The organism is Bacillus sp. FSL W8-0770 (assembly GCF_038008705.1).
Classification (GTDB): Bacteria; Bacillota; Bacilli; order Bacillales; family Bacillaceae_G; genus Bacillus_A; species Bacillus_A cereus.
In genome coordinates this window covers 3927991-3944465 of record NZ_JBBOZR010000001.1, presented here as the reverse complement: position 1 = coordinate 3944465, position 16475 = coordinate 3927991, and the positions used below count along the sequence as shown (strand labels likewise).

Below are 16475 nucleotides of genomic sequence, written 5' to 3'. Positions count from 1 at the left end.
GTTTCATGTCAACTGTACAAGTACCGAAATTAAATACGAAAGATCTTTTAACACTAGAAGAATTAACGAAAGAAGAAATTATTTCTTTAATTGAGTTCGCTATATATTTAAAAAAGAATAAGCAAGAGCTTTTATTACAAGGCAAAATATTAGGGCTTATTTTTGATAAGCATTCCACTCGTACTCGTGTATCTTTTGAAGCAGGAATGGTACAGCTCGGGGGACATGGTATGTTTTTAAGTGGGAAAGAGATGCAAATGGGAAGAGGAGAAAGCGTTTCAGATACTGCGAAAGTATTATCGCAGTATCTTGACGGGATCATGATACGTACATTCTCACACGCGGATGTAGAAGAGCTTGCAAAAGAATCGAGTATTCCTGTTATTAACGGTTTAACGGATGATCATCATCCTTGTCAAGCATTGGCAGACCTTATGACGATATACGAAGAAACAAATACATTTAAAGGAATAAAATTGGCTTACGTAGGTGACGGAAATAATGTATGTCATTCATTGTTGCTAGCGAGTGCAAAAGTCGGAATGCATATGACTGTGGCAACGCCTGTAGGGTATGAACCGAATGAAGAGATTGTAAAAAAAGCGTTAGCAATTGCCAAGGAAACAGGAGCTGAAATTGAAGTTTTGCATGATCCTGAATTAGCAGTGAATGAAGCAGATTTCATTTATACTGACGTTTGGATGAGCATGGGGCAAGAGGGCGAAGAAGAGAAGTATACTTTATTTCAACCTTACCAAATCAATAACGAACTTGTTAAGCATGCGAAGCAAACATATCGTTTCTTACACTGTTTACCTGCCCATCGTGAAGAAGAAGTAACAGGAGAAATTATAGATGGACCGCAGTCTATCGTCTTTGAGCAAGCTGGTAATCGATTGCATGCTCAAAAAGCGTTATTAGTGAGTTTATTTAAAAATGTAGAAGAGCCTTCCTAAAAGGGAGGTTTTTTTATATTAAAATGTCGGATGTATATTTGGTTAACCATTTCGATATCATTTATAATAAAAGAGAAAACTAAATTTGTTTTTCAGAGTGTGTAAGGACATACTACATATAAAAATATAGTTAAAGAGATGATGAGGGTGAAAACAACTAAGAAAACATATTCGTTTTTCCAGCGGATGTGGAGAATATTAAAGTTTCAATATTATAAGTTGCTTCGATCGCCAGAAGGCGCAAAGAAAGTATCGTTAGGGTTTGCTATAGGATTCGGCTTAGAAATGTTAGTCATTTATACGGCATCGCTCGTATATGTAATATTTTATCCAATCGTCAGGTTAGCAAAGGGATCTTTTCCTGCGGCAGTTATTGGCAATATTATTGGGAAAATATCGTTTCTCCCAGTATTTTTATTTCCGCTTGCGTATGCGCTAGGAAAAATGATTTATCCATTTCATGTACAGAAAATTCATCATGAACCATTTACCATATCGGACTTGTTTTCAAGTCACATTTTTACGATATTAAAGAGCTTATTACAAAGTGAAGTGTATGTATTAATTGGAATGACGATTTTAGGAGTTGTGTTTGGTCTCATTTCATATTTCGTTGTGCATTATTTATACGAAAAGAACCGTAAGTTACGTTTGAAGAAAAGGAAGAAACGAGTGAGAGAACCACTTGTACAATTATAAACAATGTCACATTCATTTTCTCCTTTGAATATGTTTAAGAAAAAGGAGGAGAGGATAATGTATTATTATTACGTACCTCAAGTATATCCATATGTAAATTATTATCCGGTTTATGATACGAGTAGACAATACGAATTATATCGGCAACAACAATTACAGCAATTATCACAAATACCACAATTACCAACACAACAGCCTACACAGGAAAAAAAACCATATTTAACAACATGGCCATATTCCAATGTATACTATGGTAATTATTACGAATCATAAAGCTGCTTCTATTTAGAAGCAGCTTTATACGTTTGTTTTCAAAATTAAATTTTGAATGGTTTGAAGAGAATGAATGAGCTTTTCGCGCTCTTCCTCAGATAATGTTTGGAAATTTTCTTTTAGTTTGTCTAAAATGAATTGCTGATACTGATTTACTAATAATTTCCCTTCAGCTGTTAGGGAAATTAAAATGACCCGTCGATCTTTTTCGCTATAATGACGCTCTATTAGTTCTTCTTGAATAAGTTTGTTTAATAGAGGTGTCATGTTAGGCCGTGAAATCGCTAGCCGCTTGCCGATTTCGGAAACTGCTAATGTGCCGTTTTCATGCAAAAGCAGTAATACTTGTGTATGTGATGGCGGCATATGTCTTTGAGAAGAAAATTCTCCAGGAAGCATAAATTTGCGATAAAAAAGAGGCACTAGCGAAAGAAGATGATCAACAATACGTTCCCACTCGCGTGATTCCATATAAAGGCCCCCTTCCACTATCATTGTAACAAAAAAGACATGTTATAAAAATAGAATTGTTTCATGGTCGCTTTAATATTTGTAGGAGAACACTTGCTTTGTAAATGTATTGGCAATAATTGCATAGCCGTTATCATTTGGGTGTACTTGGTCAAATAATAACTCTTTTTTATCATTCGATATTAATTTGCGAATTGGTAAAACGATAGATGGTTGATTTGCTTTGGAAATGGAATAAACAGATTCATTCCAGCCATCTAAAAACATATCTGCATAACTTGCGATGGAGTCATCGAGTTGTAACGGGTTATAGAGTTCTGAGAGAATGAGTAAAGCGTCCGGATTTTGATCTCGAACTGTCTTTACAATACTTTTTATATCCGCTTCAAAATGGGCTTTTTCTTTATTTAACATTTTTATACCATCTATAACACCAACATCACGATTTAAACGAAATAAATTATTTCCTCCAATATTAATTGTAATTATATTTGCTGCTCTAATTTTTTCCTTTACATCTTCTGATTGAACTTTTTTAGCGAGACGATCTGTTGTAAGACCGTTTACCCCAAGGTTTTCTACTGTAATTGGTTTATGAATTTGTGCTTCTATTTGCTTAGAAGCTAATTCAGCAAATCCACCTTGTGTCGATCCATATCCTTTAGCGAGTGAATCACCTAATACAAGATGATAAAAAGATTCGTTTGTTTGCTTATCAATCCAATTTGGGGCAGATGTTTTTTCTGTTTTTTCTTCAGATTCATTTTGTTTTGTCTCGTCGTTCTTTTCAAAATAAGAATAAGAAATGATCAGAAGGAGGAGACAAACAATTGTTAAGATGACTTTTTTCATAAATTCATCCTCCTTGTAATTGGTAATTGTATCATATTCAGCAGTATTAGCAATGTAAGGGCATATTATATGTTTATGAAAAGTTTATAATAACTTTACAGAAAATTTGTTGAAGTTTGTCAAAAAATATTGACGATAGGAAAGAACTTTATATATGATAATGTCAGATAAGGTGAAACTTTAATGAGTGGGAGCTTTATTTCCTATTAATTAATAGTCTTCATCAATCGGGCGTTTAAGGGGACTACTCGTTAGCGCAGGGTGAAATGAAAATTGTGTCTCTAATAGAAGAAAAAAGGTATGTGGTTAGAGACAGATAGGGATTCATTTCATTATTTCTGGTAATTGTATAAGGGGGATTTTTTGTGAAAAAGTCAAAAAAAATGCTAGCTGGAGCAACTCTTGCGATTGGTGTTATAGCACCGCAAGTAATGCCAACAACAGCTCATGCAGATGAGAACACTGGGGAGAGTACAGTTAACTTACGAATTCTAGAAACATCAGATATTCACGTTAACTTAATGAATTACGATTATTATCAAACGAAAACAGATAATAAAGTAGGTCTCGTGCAAACTGCAACACTCGTTAATAAAGCACGTGAAGAAGCGAAAAACTCTGTCCTATTTGATGATGGGGATGCATTACAAGGGACACCGCTTGGAGATTATGTAGCAAATAAAATAAAAGATCCGAAGAATCCTGTGGATCCTAGTTATACACATCCATTATATCGTGTAATGAATTTAATGAAGTATGACGTCATCTCTCTTGGGAATCATGAATTTAACTACGGCTTAGACTATTTAAACAAAGTAATTAGTAAAACGGAATTCCCGGTTATTAACTCGAATGTTTATAAAGACGACCATGATAATAATGAAGCGAACGATGAAAATTATTTTAAACCATATCATATTTTAGAGAAAGAAGTAGTGGATGAAGCAGGCCAAAAACAAATAGTAAAAATTGGTGTAATAGGATTTGTCCCACCTCAAGTTATGAACTGGGATAAGGCAAATTTAGAAGGAAAAGTAAAAGCGAAAGATATTGTCAAAACAGCGAATAAATTAGTACCGAAACTGAAAAATGAGGAACATGCAGATATTGTCGTTGCACTAGCGCATTCAGGTGTTGATAAGAGTGGATACAACGAAGGAATGGAAAATGCATCATATCATTTAGCAACACAAGTTCCTGGCGTAGATGCAGTATTAATGGGACATTCACATACTGAAGTGAAGGATGTATTTAATGGTGTTCCAGTTGTAATGCCTGGTGTTTTTGGTAGTAACTTAGGTATTATTGATATGCAATTGAAAAAGGTAAACGGAAAATGGGAAGTACAAAAAGATCAATCTAAGCCACAACTTCGCCCGATTGCTAATAGTAAAGGTACCCCATTAGTAGAATCTGATTAAAAATTAGTTAATGAAATTAAAGATGAGCATCAAGCGACAATCGACTATGTAAATACACCTGTAGGTGAAACGAAAGCACCAATTAATAGTTATTTTTCATTAGTACAAGATGATCCTTCCGTACAAATTGTGACAAATGCGCAAAAATGGTATGTAGAACAAGAACTTAAAAAACCAGAGTACGAAAAGATTAAAGATATTCCGGTTTTATCTGCAGGCGCACCATTTAAAGCAGGTGGCCGAAACGGTGCTACATATTATACGGATATTCCAGCTGGAACGTTAGCAATTAAAAACGTTGCAGATTTATACGTGTATCCAAATACGTTATATGCTGTAAAAGTAAATGGGGCACAAGTGAAAGAATGGCTTGAAATGTCTGCAGGTCAGTTTAATACAATTGATCCAAAGAAAACAGAAGAACAGCCATTAGTAAATATAGGCTATCCTACATATAACTTCGATATTTTAGATGGCTTAAAATACGAAATTGATGTAACACAACCGGCGAAATACGATAAAGATGGAAAAGTTGTAAATGCAAATACAAATCGTATTGTAAATATGACATATGAAGGTAAGCCAGTAGCAGATGATCAAGAGTTCATCGTCGCTACAAATAACTATCGTGGAAGTAGTCAAACGTTCCCAGGTGTAAGTAAAGGGGAGGTTGTATACCAATCACAAGATGAAACACGTCAAATCATTGTGAAGTATATGCAAAAAATAAAAAATATTGATCCAGCAGCTGATCAAAATTGGACGTTTAAACCGATTGTTGCAGATAAATTACATACAACATTTGATTCTTCACCAAATGCACAAAAGTATATAAAGAAAGATGGGAACATATCATATGTTGGACCATCTGAAAATGAATTTGCTAAATATGCAATTGATATAACGAAGAAAAATGATGATAAAGAAACTGGTGAAGGAAATCCAACGACACCGCCAACAGGTGGGGGAGAAAATCCAACAACACCGCCAACAGGTAATGGAGAAAACCCAACACCACCAACAGAAGAAGGTAATAATGGTAATGAACCAAAACAAGATGGAAACAATACTGGATCTGGACAAACTACAACAGATGATCAAAATACAAAAGAAACAACAACTGTAAGTGAAAATAAAGAAGCTGAAAAAGATGAACGTGATTTACCGAAAACAGGTGCAAGTATTGCTTCTACAATTGGAGCGGGTCTTGCGTTTGTTGGAGCGGGATTACTTATGTTATTTAGAAGAAAGAAAGCGAATAGATAGTCGAGAAATATAAAAAGGATTACCGATTTGGTAATCCTTTTTGTTATATTATGAAACTGGTACTGCTTTTTCTTTTTTCCATGAAAGACCGAATCCAGTAAAGCCGACGATAATGGTTACGACTGGACATGCTAAACAGAAGATTGCGTATGGCAGGTAATCGAATGTTGGAACGCTAAGAACGTTTGTTAAGAATACGCCACTTACACCCCATGGTACGAGTGGATTAATTACTGTACCAGCATCTTCTAATACTCGTGATAAATTACGACGTTCTAAACCGACTTCATCGTATTTATTAGCAAATGCTTGTCCTGTTAAAACGATGGATAAGTACTGCTCACCGAGTAAGAAGTTTACACCAATTGCAGTTGAAGCAGTAGAAATAATTAAGCGTGTACTAGTTTTTACGAAACTAGAGATAATATTCATCAGCTGCGCTATAATACCCATTCCTTGTAATAATCCTCCCATACAAAGAGCTAGGAAAATAAGAGCAATTGACATCATCATACTTTGCAGGCCACCGCGAGATAATAAGCTATCAATATCTTTGATACCAGTTTTAGAAACGTAACCGTCTTGCATAATTTTTATTAAATCAGCTAAAGAAGTGCTAGGTTTAAAAATAAAGAGAATAATAATCCCTACCACAATTCCTGCAAGTAATGTTGGAACTGCGGGTACCTTTTTAAATGCGAATAGGAACAGTAATAAAATAGGAATTAGTGTAACGATAGAAATCGTTGCATTTTTTTCTAATGTGTTAATAAATGCTGAGAAATCAACGTTTCCACCAGATCCGCTTCCTAAAATGAAAAATGCGATAAAAGCAATAATGAAAGCTGGCACTGTTGTCCAAAGCATGTTACGAATATGTTCAAATAAATCTACACCCGTTACAGCAGGCGCTAAGTTTGTTGTATCAGATAAAGGAGACATTTTATCTCCGAAGAATGCACCAGAAATAATTGCACCAGCAATAAGAGCTGGATCGTATCCAAGGGCAGTACCCATTCCCATAAAGGCAAGTCCTACAGTTGCAGCAGTTGTAAAAGCACTACCGATACTCGTTCCAACAATTGCACAAACAACAAAAACAGTTGGAACGAAAATTTTTGGAGATACAAGTTGGAAGCCGTATACCATTAAAGTCGGAATAGTTCCAGCTGCGATCCAAACGCTAATTAATACGCCTACAAGTAAGAAAATAAATATAGATGGAATACCAGCTGAAATACTACTAATCATCCCTTTCTCCATAGTAGACCAAGAGATTCTCTTCAAGAATCCAAATGCTAATAAAAGAACGATACCAAATAAAATTGGGATGTGTGGTGAAACTTCTAATTGAATAACACTAAAACCAATACAGAAAAAGATAAAAATTGTTAAAAGAACAGACTCAATTTTTGAAACCATTGTTTTCCCCTCCTAAGTAATATGAAATAGCTCTTTTTTATATAAAATTCGCCAATATTGTATATTCCCTTCTAAAATTTAGAATTTTGTGACAAATTACCGGTAATTGTTTGTTCTTCTATATGATACGGAAAAGATTGGATAAAAAAACGTCCCTGCATATAATTATGCAGGGACGAAGAAATCGCGGTACCACCCTAGCTTGTGAAATGAATGTATCACAAAATAAAGGGTCATATGATATGCGCTTATAAAATAAAAAACGCCCCTGCAATATATGCAGGGACGAAAAATTCGCGGTACCACCCTAAATTGTGAAACAGTGTCGTTTCACCACTCTTTAGACATAACGGTCTATAACCGTCTTTCACTACTCCTCACGTTTCGTAAAAGAAGCTCCAGGGGGTAATTCATAATTCGCTCTGTACTGGTTCGCACCGACCACCAGCTCTCTGAAATCAGAAATCGAAATACTACTAAATCCTATCAACGCCGATTCATATGATGTTAGTTAAATTTTTATCATATTTTCATCTTACATGTCAATAAAAATATTAAATGTTTTTTTAGGGAAATAAAGGATAATTGTTTTTAACGCTGTAAAAATGTACGTTATAATGAATTTGAAAGGGGGAGGAAAGAGTGAAGAAAAAAATAATTCTTTTTACCACTTTATTAGTTATTGGAGGAAGTGCTGGAATTTACACAGCTTTTGCGGCTGAATCAGAGCAGTTGAAACAAAAGCAAATACAACAGTCAGAAGTGAAGAAAGTAAAAGAAATAGAAGAGAAGAAATCAATGGAAAAAGCAGCAGAAAAACTAGGAGTTTCTACTGAGGGGAAAACAAAAGAAGAGGTTACGAAAGAAGTAAATACCGCTAGATTTGAGAAGCGTCATGATTTATTAATTGAGCACGCTAAGCAACTTGGAATTGATACAGAGGGGAAAAAAGATGAAGAAATCATTTTAGAAATTGGAAAGATACAGCATGGAAAGTAGAACAACTTATCGTATGATAATTTGTTCTTTTTTAAGAACTATTTGATTTTAAAATAATTGACAGTCATTCGGATTTAATGTTAACTATATTTATAAACAAGTTAACATTAGGGGTGACAATTGTGACAATAAATAGTAAAACGATTGAAAAATCATCTTATACATATGAAGAATTAGCAGAGAAAAATAAAGCTTACGTATGGCACCCATTTACACAAATGAAAGATTATTTAGAAGAAGATCCTGTCATTATTGAACGTGGAGAGGGAAGAAAACTATACGATGTAAATGGTAATGAATATTGGGATGGTGTTTCATCTATATGGTTAAATGTTCACGGACATCAAGTACCGGAATTAGATGAAGCAATTCGTGAGCAATTAAATAAAATTGCTCATTCTACTATGTTAGGACTTGCTAACGTTCCATCTATTTTATTAGCAGAAAAAATTATTGAGGTTGTACCAGATGGATTGAAGAAGGTATTCTATTCTGATTCAGGTTCTACCGCTGTTGAAATTGCAATTAAGATGGCTTTCCAATATTGGCAGCATAAAGGGAAACGAAAGAAACAAAGATTCGTTACATTAAAAGAAGCATATCACGGTGATACAATTGGAGCTGTTTCAGTAGGAGCAATAGACTTGTTTCACCAAGTGTATAGTTCGCTCTTATTTGATGCGATTAAAATGCCGTATCCATATACATATCGTTCTCCTTACGGAAATAATAAGGAGGAAATTGTAAAAAGCCATTTAGAAGAAATGGAAGAATTGTTGAAAGAAAAGCATGAAGAAGTAGCTGCCATCATTGTAGAGCCATTAATGCAAGGTGCTGGCGGGATGATTACAATGCCAAAAGGATATTTAAAAGGACTGCGCGATTTATGTACTAAGTATAATGTATTATTTATTACAGATGAGGTAGCGACTGGATTTGGGCGTACAGGGAAAATGTTTGCGTGTGAACATGAAAATGTGACGCCAGACATTTTAACTGCTGGGAAAGGTTTAACAGGTGGATATTTACCAATTGCAGTTACGGTAACGACAGATGAAATATATAATGCCTTCTTAGGAGAATATGAAGAACAAAAAACATTTTTCCATGGACATAGCTACACAGGCAATCCGTTAGGGTGTGCCGTAGCAATCGCGAATCTAGAACTATATGAAAAAACAAATTTAATAGAAGAAGTGGCACGTAAAACGGATTATGTGGCAGTGCAATTAGAAAAGCTCTTTGCGTATAAACATGTAGGTGATATTCGTCAGTGCGGATTAATGGTTGGTATTGAGCTTGTGAAGAATAAGGAAACGAAAGAAGCGTTCGACTGGACAGAAAGAGTCGGTGTTCAAGTATGTAAACGCTCAAGAGAGCTGGGTATGATTTTGCGCCCGCTCGGCAACACGATTGTATTTATGCCTCCTCTTGCTTCTACAATTGATGAGATTGACGATATGTTACGTATTTTATATAAAGCAATCTCGGATGTTACGGAGGAAGAATAATGAGCGGTTTTTTTATAACAGCAACAGATACTGAAGTTGGAAAAACTGTAGTTACAGGTGCATTAGCAGGTGTATTTAGAGAACTTGGGTATAACGTAGGGGTATATAAACCGTTGCAAAGTGGGCATGTTGCATCAAACCCTGAGGGAGATGCGGCAAGGTTAAAAGCATTATCAGGTGTGCCGACACAAGAAAATGAAATTTGCCCTTATTCTATTGAAGAACCACTTGCTCCGAGACTTGCCATGAAAAGAGCTGGAAGAGTAGTAAAGTTAAAAGAAATTACTGATTACTATAATGAACTATTAAAACAGTTTAATAGCTTATTTGTAGAAGGGGCAGGTGGGCTTGCTGTCCCATATACAGAAGATGCTTTAGTAATTGATTTTGCAAAAGAATTACAGTTGCCTCTTATTGTAGTAGCTCGTCCTACATTAGGAACAGTAAATCATACAGTGTTAACGATTGCTTACGCAAAGGCGCATGGCTTAACCGTAGCGGGTGTCATTTTATCAGGTTGCAAAGAATGTGAAATGGAAAGAGTGCAAGAAAATAAAGAGATGATTGAAGAGCTGAGCGGGGTACCAGTTTTAGGATTATTACCATTCTTTGAAGGTGAGTTTACGAAAGAAGAAGTATTAGAATCTGCAAAAGAACATATTATGATTTCAAAATTAGAGGAGTTTATCCAAAATGAATCAAACGTGGCGGGCGCACCTTCAATGTAAATTACAACAATTACATGAGCAAGGGCAGTATCGTGATTTGCATGTAACAGAGAAGGCAGAAGAGACTTGGCTTATTCGAGATAAAAAAAGGATGTTAAATTTAGCGTCAAATAATTATTTAGGGTTAGCTGGAGATGAAAGGTTAAAAGAAGCTGCTATTGCCTGTACAAAAAGATATGGAACTGGAGCGACTGCCTCTCGTCTCGTTGTAGGAAATCATCCATTATATGAAGAGGTTGAGAGAAGCATATGTGAATGGAAAGGTACTGAAAGAGCTTTAATTGTAAATAGTGGGTATACGGCAAATATAGGTGCCATATCTTCTTTGGCCTCTCGGCACGATATTGTTTTTAGTGACAAGTTAAATCACGCAAGTATTGTTGATGGAATCATATTAAGCGGGGCAGAGCATAAAAGGTATCGTCATAATGATTTGGATCATTTAGAGAAGCTGTTGAAAATGGCTTCGCCTGAAAGCAGAAAATTAATCGTAACAGATACCGTTTTTAGTATGGATGGTGATACTGCGTATTTGAGAGATTTAGTACAGCTGAAAGAGAAATACGGGGCAATCATTATAGTCGATGAAGCACATGCGAGTGGAATATATGGAATCGGCGGAGCTGGGTTATCTCATATAGAAAAAAATCTTGCTCAAAAAATTGATATACATATGGGGACGTTTAGCAAGGCTTTAGGGTGTTATGGTGCGTATTTGACAGGTGATGAAATTTATATAGAGTATTTACAAAATATGATGAGAAGCTTTATTTTTACTACAGCTTTACCACCAAGTACGTTAGGAGCAGTGCAAAAAGCAATTGAAATTGTAAAAGAAGATAATGAAAGAAGAGAGAACCTTATAGCAAACGGAGAATACTTCAGAACTAAATTAAGGGATGCTGGTTTTGATATTGGGAATAGTTCAACTCATATTGTACCGATTGTAGTCGGTTCAAATGAACATGCTTTACGATTTAGTAAAAGGTTGCAAGAGGCAGGGATTGCGGCCATTGCAATTCGTCCGCCAACTGTGCCGGTTCATAGTTCTCGAATTCGCTTTGCAGTTACATCGCAACATACAATAGCTGATTTAAAATGGGCTATTGACCGAATTATTCACATTGCGAAAGAAGAGGAGATTTTCGTATGAACGAGCTAAAGATTATTTTTATCCCCGGATGGGGAATGGAAGAGAATATTTGGGATTTAGTACTTCCGTATTTTAAAGGATATCCTGTTGAATGCGTAGATTGGCGTAATGTGAAAGAACGAAGTGAATTTGCGGAACGAATTATAGATGTAGCGCATAACGACAACGTAATTTTAGTTGGATGGTCACTAGGAGCGTTAGCAGCAGTTGAAGCTTATAAAAAGATTCAGGCAAAAGGCATCGTATTAATTGGTGGGACTGCTAAATTTACAAATACGAGCGACTATAGTAATGGATGGAATGCTTTGCATATAGAACGGCTGAAAAGGAATTTGGCGAGAAGGAGAGAGGATACGCTCAAGCGTTTTTATGAAAATATGTTTACGAAAGATGAGCTAAAAGGGAATAAAAACTTTGAAGACATTGTAGACCGTTTTAAAGGTGATTCTATTCAGTCTTTACAACTAGGTTTGGATTATTTAATAAAAACAGATATGAGAGAAGAACTAAAAGAAATTAAAGTACCTATACTACTTATTCACGGAGAACAGGATGTAATATGCCCATTGTCTGCGGCACGTAGTATGACGGAGAATAGCAGCAGCGAGCTGAAAGTAGTAAGTGAAGCAGGGCATGCATTATGTGTAACGAATTTTGAATATTGTGCAAATGAGATAATTCAATTTGTAGAGGGGATACGACATGATCAACAAAACGTTACTACAAAAACGGTTTAATGGGGCAGCCGTATCTTACGATCGATATGCAAATGTACAAAAAAAGATGGCACATTCATTACTTTCAATCTTAAAGGAACGATATAGTGAAACGGCATCAATACGTATTTTAGAACTGGGATGCGGGACGGGGTATGTAACAGAACAATTATCAAAGTTATTTCCGAAAGCACATATTACAGCAGTTGATTTTGCTGAAAGTATGATTGCGATTGCGCAAACTAGACAAAATGTAAAAAATGTAACGTTTCACTGTGAAGATATTGAGCAATTACGATTAGAAGAATCATATGATGTTATTATTTCAAATGCTACATTTCAATGGTTAAATAATTTACAACAAGTGTTAAGAAATTTATTTCAACATTTGTCTATAGATGGGATATTACTCTTTTCAACGTTTGGACATGAAACATTTCAAGAATTGCATGCTTCGTTCCAACGTGCGAAAGAAGAAAGAAATATAAAAAATGAAATATCGATTGGTCAACGTTTTTATTCAAAAGATCAGTTGCTTCATATATGTAAGATAGAAACAGGGGATGTGCATGTTTCTGAAACATGTTACATAGAGAGTTTTACAGAAGTTAAGGAGTTTCTGCATTCTATTCGAAAAGTGGGAGCAACTAATAGCAATGAAGGATCATATTGTCAAAGTCCCTCACTCTTTCGTGCGATGCTACGCATATACGAAAGAGACTTCACGGGAAATGAAGGGATAATGGCAACGTATCATGCTTTATTTATACATATAACAAAAAAGGGGAAGAGATGAAATGAAACAAGTACAAACAAAAAGGGATTGGAAAAAACTTGCATACGACGTAGTGGAAGAGAAAATGATTACGAAAGAAGATGCAATAGCGATATTAGAAGCTGATGATACAGAAGTTTTAGAAATTATGAATGCAGCTTACATTATTCGCCATCATCACTTTGGTAAGAAAGTAAAATTGAATATGATTATTAATACGAAATCTGGATTATGTCCTGAAGATTGTGGATATTGCTCACAGTCTATTATTTCAGAAGCACCGATTGATAAATATGCATGGTTAACGCAGGAGAAGATTGTAGAAGGGGCACATGAAGCAATACGCCGTAAAGCAGGTACATATTGTATTGTAGCGTCTGGTCGTCGTCCGACGGATAAAGAGGTAAATCACGTAATTGGAGCAGTTAAGGAAATTCGTGAAACGACAGACTTGAAGATTTGTTGTTGTTTAGGTTTCTTAAATGAAGATCAAGCAGGACGTTTAGCGGAAGCAGGCGTGCACCGTTATAATCACAACTTAAATACACATGCAAATAATTACGATAGTATTTGTTCAACTCATACGTATGATGATCGTGTTGATACAGTTCAAAAAGCAAAACAAGCTGGTATTTCACCATGCTCTGGAGCAATTTTTGGCATGGGAGAAACAATTGAAGAGCGTGCTGAAATTGCATTTGAATTACAACGTATAGATGCAGATTCTATCCCTTGTAATTTCCTTGTTGCTGTAAAGGGGACACCTCTTGAAGGGCAAAAAGAGTTAACGCCAGTAGAATGTTTAAAAGTACTTGCAATGATGCGTTTTGTAAACCCAACAAAAGAAATTCGTATTTCAGGAGGACGTGAAATCAATTTACGTTCTGTACAGCCAATCGGTTTATTTGCAGCAAATTCTATTTTTGTCGGGGACTACTTAACGACAGCTGGGCAAGAGCCGACTGCGGACTGGGGTATGATTGCAGATTTAGGATTTGAGATTGAAGAATGTGCATTATAAGATAGATGAAAAAGCAAACTTGTAAAAGGGTTTGCTTTTTTTGTAAATAAAATGTAATAAATAGTTGTGAACGCTTGATATTATTGGTTTTTGAGCGAAAAAAAGAATTTTTGTGGACGAATTTTCCAAGCCCTAGTTGTACATAGTAAATATGTAATTTATATTGGGTTGGAGGATTTTACATGTACAAATACATATTAGCGATTATGACTTGTTTAATTTTAATAAAAGCAATAAGTTCTGATCCAGTTAAGGCTGCTGAAAATCCTGAACAAAAAGAGATGCAACAAAGAATCGAACAACACTTTCGAACGAAAGCTGAACATTTTGGATTGAAAACGGAAGGAAAAGATTTAAAGGAAGTTAGAAAAGAAATTACTATTATAGAAGAAGCGAAAAAAAGAGAGAATGTATGGAGAACAGCACAAGCTCTTCATATAAAAACAGAAGGAAAAACGATGAATGAATTAATAAAAGATGTACAAAAAAAGGTGAAAAAATAAAAAGAGGCCGCAGCCTCTTTTTTTTATGCCCATTGTTTTGATAAGTGAGCCATTTCAATTGCAGCAACAGCTGATTCATATCCTTTATTACCAGCTTTCGTACCTGCGCGTTCAATCGCTTGTTCAATTGTTTCTGTCGTTAATACGCCGAAAATAACTGGGATGTCCATTTGTAGTGATAAAGACGCAACACCTTTTGCTACTTCATTACAAACGTAATCGTAGTGAGTTGTAGCACCTCGGATTACAGTACCTAGTGTAATAACAGCATCATACTTTCCGCTACTAGCCATCTTTTTAGCGATTAAAGGAATTTCAAATGCACCAGGAACCCAAGCAACATCAATATCGTTTTCTTCTACACCGTGACGCTTTAATCCGTCTAAAGCGCCGCCAAGTAACTTACTTGTAATAAATTCGTTAAAACGTCCAACAACAACTCCAACTTTTAATCCTGTACCAACTAAATGACCTTCGAATACCATAATAAATCTCTCCTTTAATTATAAGTTTAGTAAGTGTCCTAATTTATTTACTTTCGTTTGTAAATACGATTTATTTTCTTCTTTTGCCGGCATTTGCAACGGTACACGCTCGACTACTTCTAAATCGTAACCTTGTAAGCCAGCAATTTTTCTTGGGTTATTCGTTAATAATCGTAAGCTTTGTAAACCTAAATCTTTTAATATTTGAGCACCGATACCGTAATCACGAAGATCAGCAGGGAAGCCGAGTTTTTCATTTGCTTCTACAGTATCGAATCCTTCTTCTTGTAATTTATAAGCGCGAAGCTTATTAAGAAGCCCAATGCCTCTTCCTTCTTGTCTCATATAAAGAAGAACACCTTTTCCTTCACGCTCAATTTGAGCAAGTGCTGCATGGAGTTGTGGTCCGCAATCGCAGCGATGTGAACCGAATACATCTCCTGTTAAGCATTCAGAATGAACACGTACAAGTACCGGTTCACCTGTTGAAATATCACCTTTTACAAGTGCGATATGTTCTTTCGTATCTAATGAGTTAGAATAGCCAATTGCGTGGAAAGTACCGAAATCTGTAGGTAATGTAATTTCCACTTCTCTCGTCACAAGTGTTTCATGATGGCGGCGATAAGCAATTAAATCTTCTATTGTAATCATTTTTATATCAAATTGTTTTGCGCATTCTATTAAATCAGGTACACGTGCCATCGTGCCGTCCTCATTTATAATTTCGCAAATAACTCCAGCTGGTTCGGCACCGCATAGCTTTGCTAAATCAACAGCAGCTTCTGTATGACCTGCACGACGCAGGACACCGCCTTCTTTCGCAATTAATGGAAAGATATGTCCAGGTCGATTGAAATCAGCGCCTTTTGATGCGGGGTTTAACAATTCTTGTATCGTAGTTGCACGTTCGTGAGCGCTAATCCCTGTTGTTGTAGAAACATGGTCAATGCTCACTGTAAACGCAGTATGATGTGAATCTGTATTATGAGATACCATTGGTTCTAATTGTAGACGTTCTGCGTACCCTGCTGTAATCGGTACACAAACGAGACCACGGCCATGTGTAATCATAAAGTTAATTGTTTCTGGTGTAATGTACTCTGCTAAAGCAATAAAATCGCCTTCATTTTCTCGGTTTTCATCATCACATACGATAACGACTTTACCTTGTTTTAAATCTTCTAGAGCTTCTTCAATACGATGAAACATTGTGCTTCCCCC

The 16475-nt window shown here is 35.8% G+C and carries 16 protein-coding genes, 1 pseudogene and 1 other annotated feature; of the genes and pseudogenes, 12 read left to right on the top strand and 5 right to left on the bottom strand.

What is annotated here, in order from left to right; genetic code table 11:
• The first annotated feature begins 5 nt into the window (after positions 1-5).
• From argF to NST27_RS20190, 3 genes are all read left to right on the top strand, one after another.
• The gene (gene argF / locus NST27_RS20200; RefSeq protein WP_061661688.1) at positions 6-956 is read left to right on the top strand and encodes an ornithine carbamoyltransferase; all 951 of its coding nucleotides are present in this window, start codon (positions 6-8) and stop codon (positions 954-956) included.
• A 138-nt stretch (positions 957-1094) separates the two neighbouring features.
• Positions 1095-1655, top strand: coding sequence for a DUF2062 domain-containing protein (locus NST27_RS20195; RefSeq protein ID WP_002005691.1), 561 nt, complete (start codon positions 1095-1097; stop codon positions 1653-1655).
• 57 nt (positions 1656-1712) lie between these two features.
• A complete protein-coding gene (locus NST27_RS20190) occupies positions 1713-1928 on the top strand; it encodes a hypothetical protein (RefSeq protein ID WP_000291957.1) in 216 nt (71 codons plus the stop codon).
• Between the two features lie 24 nt (positions 1929-1952).
• On the opposite strand, the gene NST27_RS20185 is transcribed toward NST27_RS20190, so the two are convergent.
• On the bottom strand, positions 1953-2399 hold the full coding sequence (locus NST27_RS20185) for a MarR family winged helix-turn-helix transcriptional regulator (RefSeq protein WP_000445819.1): 447 nt from the start codon (positions 2397-2399) through the stop codon (positions 1953-1955).
• 72 nt (positions 2400-2471) lie between these two features.
• Entirely contained in the window at positions 2472-3251 is a 780-nt protein-coding gene (locus NST27_RS20180) for a GDSL-type esterase/lipase family protein (RefSeq protein WP_047386778.1), read from the bottom strand.
• Positions 3252-3616: 365 nt separating this feature from the next.
• Here NST27_RS20180 and cpdB point away from each other — a divergent pair.
• Positions 3617-5938 (top strand): annotated as a pseudogene (gene cpdB, locus NST27_RS20175) (bifunctional 2',3'-cyclic-nucleotide 2'-phosphodiesterase/3'-nucleotidase).
• A 48-nt stretch (positions 5939-5986) separates the two neighbouring features.
• On the opposite strand, the gene nhaC reads toward cpdB, so the two are convergent.
• Positions 5987-7360 (bottom strand): Na+/H+ antiporter NhaC, encoded by a 1374-nt coding sequence (gene nhaC / locus NST27_RS20170; protein ID WP_000253736.1) that lies wholly within the window; start codon positions 7358-7360, stop codon positions 5987-5989.
• 278 nt (positions 7361-7638) lie between these two features.
• Positions 7639-7859, bottom strand: a binding site (T-box leader).
• A gap of 143 nt (positions 7860-8002) precedes the next feature.
• Here nhaC and NST27_RS20165 point away from each other — a divergent pair.
• The 8 genes from NST27_RS20165 to NST27_RS20130 all read left to right on the top strand — a co-directional run bounded on the left by NST27_RS20165 (position 8003) and on the right by NST27_RS20130 (position 14766).
• Positions 8003-8359, top strand: coding sequence for a hypothetical protein (locus NST27_RS20165; RefSeq protein ID WP_000726902.1), 357 nt, complete (start codon positions 8003-8005; stop codon positions 8357-8359).
• 77 nt (positions 8360-8436) lie between these two features.
• Positions 8437-9870, top strand: a complete 1434-nt coding sequence (gene bioA, locus NST27_RS20160; RefSeq protein ID WP_052133339.1) for an adenosylmethionine--8-amino-7-oxononanoate transaminase — start codon at positions 8437-8439, stop codon at positions 9868-9870.
• Positions 9870-10598, top strand: coding sequence for a dethiobiotin synthase (gene bioD, locus NST27_RS20155; RefSeq protein ID WP_047386772.1), 729 nt, complete (start codon positions 9870-9872; stop codon positions 10596-10598). Before bioA ends, bioD begins: the two co-directional genes overlap by 1 nt.
• Positions 10564-11751: an 8-amino-7-oxononanoate synthase gene (bioF, locus tag NST27_RS20150; protein WP_001077290.1), complete on the top strand. Its 1188-nt coding sequence runs from the start codon at positions 10564-10566 to the stop codon at positions 11749-11751. Before bioD ends, bioF begins: the two co-directional genes overlap by 35 nt.
• Complete coding sequence (locus NST27_RS20145) at positions 11748-12488, top strand: alpha/beta fold hydrolase (RefSeq protein WP_047386770.1); 741 nt, start codon at positions 11748-11750, stop codon at positions 12486-12488. Before bioF ends, NST27_RS20145 begins: the two co-directional genes overlap by 4 nt.
• Complete coding sequence (gene bioC / locus NST27_RS20140) at positions 12454-13263, top strand: malonyl-ACP O-methyltransferase BioC (RefSeq protein ID WP_000608907.1); 810 nt, start codon at positions 12454-12456, stop codon at positions 13261-13263. The genes NST27_RS20145 and bioC overlap by 35 nt, the downstream gene beginning before the upstream one ends.
• Before the next feature lies 1 nt (position 13264).
• Complete coding sequence (bioB, locus tag NST27_RS20135) at positions 13265-14263, top strand: biotin synthase (RefSeq protein ID WP_000815856.1); 999 nt, start codon at positions 13265-13267, stop codon at positions 14261-14263.
• Between the two features lie 182 nt (positions 14264-14445).
• Complete coding sequence (locus tag NST27_RS20130; RefSeq protein WP_000280032.1) at positions 14446-14766, top strand: hypothetical protein; 321 nt, start codon at positions 14446-14448, stop codon at positions 14764-14766.
• A gap of 23 nt (positions 14767-14789) precedes the next feature.
• Here the strand turns inward: NST27_RS20130 and ribH are convergent, their stop codons facing one another.
• On the bottom strand, positions 14790-15251 hold the full coding sequence (gene ribH / locus NST27_RS20125) for a 6,7-dimethyl-8-ribityllumazine synthase (RefSeq protein WP_000230895.1): 462 nt from the start codon (positions 15249-15251) through the stop codon (positions 14790-14792).
• Positions 15252-15269: 18 nt separating this feature from the next.
• Complete coding sequence (gene ribBA / locus NST27_RS20120) at positions 15270-16463, bottom strand: bifunctional 3,4-dihydroxy-2-butanone 4-phosphate synthase/GTP cyclohydrolase II (RefSeq protein ID WP_000468983.1); 1194 nt, start codon at positions 16461-16463, stop codon at positions 15270-15272.
• Positions 16464-16475 lie beyond the last annotated feature (12 nt).

Excerpts from the sequence above, each read along its gene's own strand:
- argF (WP_061661688.1), top strand. The coding sequence starts at position 6 with ATGTCAACTGTACAAGTACCGAAATTAAATACGAAAGATCTTTTAACA.
- NST27_RS20195 (WP_002005691.1), top strand. The coding sequence starts at position 1,095 with ATGATGAGGGTGAAAACAACTAAGAAAACATATTCGTTTTTCCAGCGG.
- NST27_RS20190 (WP_000291957.1), top strand. The coding sequence starts at position 1,713 with ATGTATTATTATTACGTACCTCAAGTATATCCATATGTAAATTATTAT.
- NST27_RS20185 (WP_000445819.1), bottom strand. The coding sequence starts at position 2,399 with ATGGAATCACGCGAGTGGGAACGTATTGTTGATCATCTTCTTTCGCTA.
- NST27_RS20180 (WP_047386778.1), bottom strand. The coding sequence starts at position 3,251 with ATGAAAAAAGTCATCTTAACAATTGTTTGTCTCCTCCTTCTGATCATT.
- nhaC (WP_000253736.1), bottom strand. The coding sequence starts at position 7,360 with ATGGTTTCAAAAATTGAGTCTGTTCTTTTAACAATTTTTATCTTTTTC.
- bioA (WP_052133339.1), top strand. The coding sequence starts at position 8,437 with ATGTTAACTATATTTATAAACAAGTTAACATTAGGGGTGACAATTGTG.
- bioD (WP_047386772.1), top strand. The coding sequence starts at position 9,870 with ATGAGCGGTTTTTTTATAACAGCAACAGATACTGAAGTTGGAAAAACT.
- bioF (WP_001077290.1), top strand. The coding sequence starts at position 10,564 with ATGAATCAAACGTGGCGGGCGCACCTTCAATGTAAATTACAACAATTA.
- NST27_RS20145 (WP_047386770.1), top strand. The coding sequence starts at position 11,748 with ATGAACGAGCTAAAGATTATTTTTATCCCCGGATGGGGAATGGAAGAG.
- bioC (WP_000608907.1), top strand. The coding sequence starts at position 12,454 with ATGATCAACAAAACGTTACTACAAAAACGGTTTAATGGGGCAGCCGTA.
- bioB (WP_000815856.1), top strand. The coding sequence starts at position 13,265 with ATGAAACAAGTACAAACAAAAAGGGATTGGAAAAAACTTGCATACGAC.
- NST27_RS20130 (WP_000280032.1), top strand. The coding sequence starts at position 14,446 with ATGTACAAATACATATTAGCGATTATGACTTGTTTAATTTTAATAAAA.
- ribH (WP_000230895.1), bottom strand. The coding sequence starts at position 15,251 with ATGGTATTCGAAGGTCATTTAGTTGGTACAGGATTAAAAGTTGGAGTT.
- ribBA (WP_000468983.1), bottom strand. The coding sequence starts at position 16,463 with ATGTTTCATCGTATTGAAGAAGCTCTAGAAGATTTAAAACAAGGTAAA.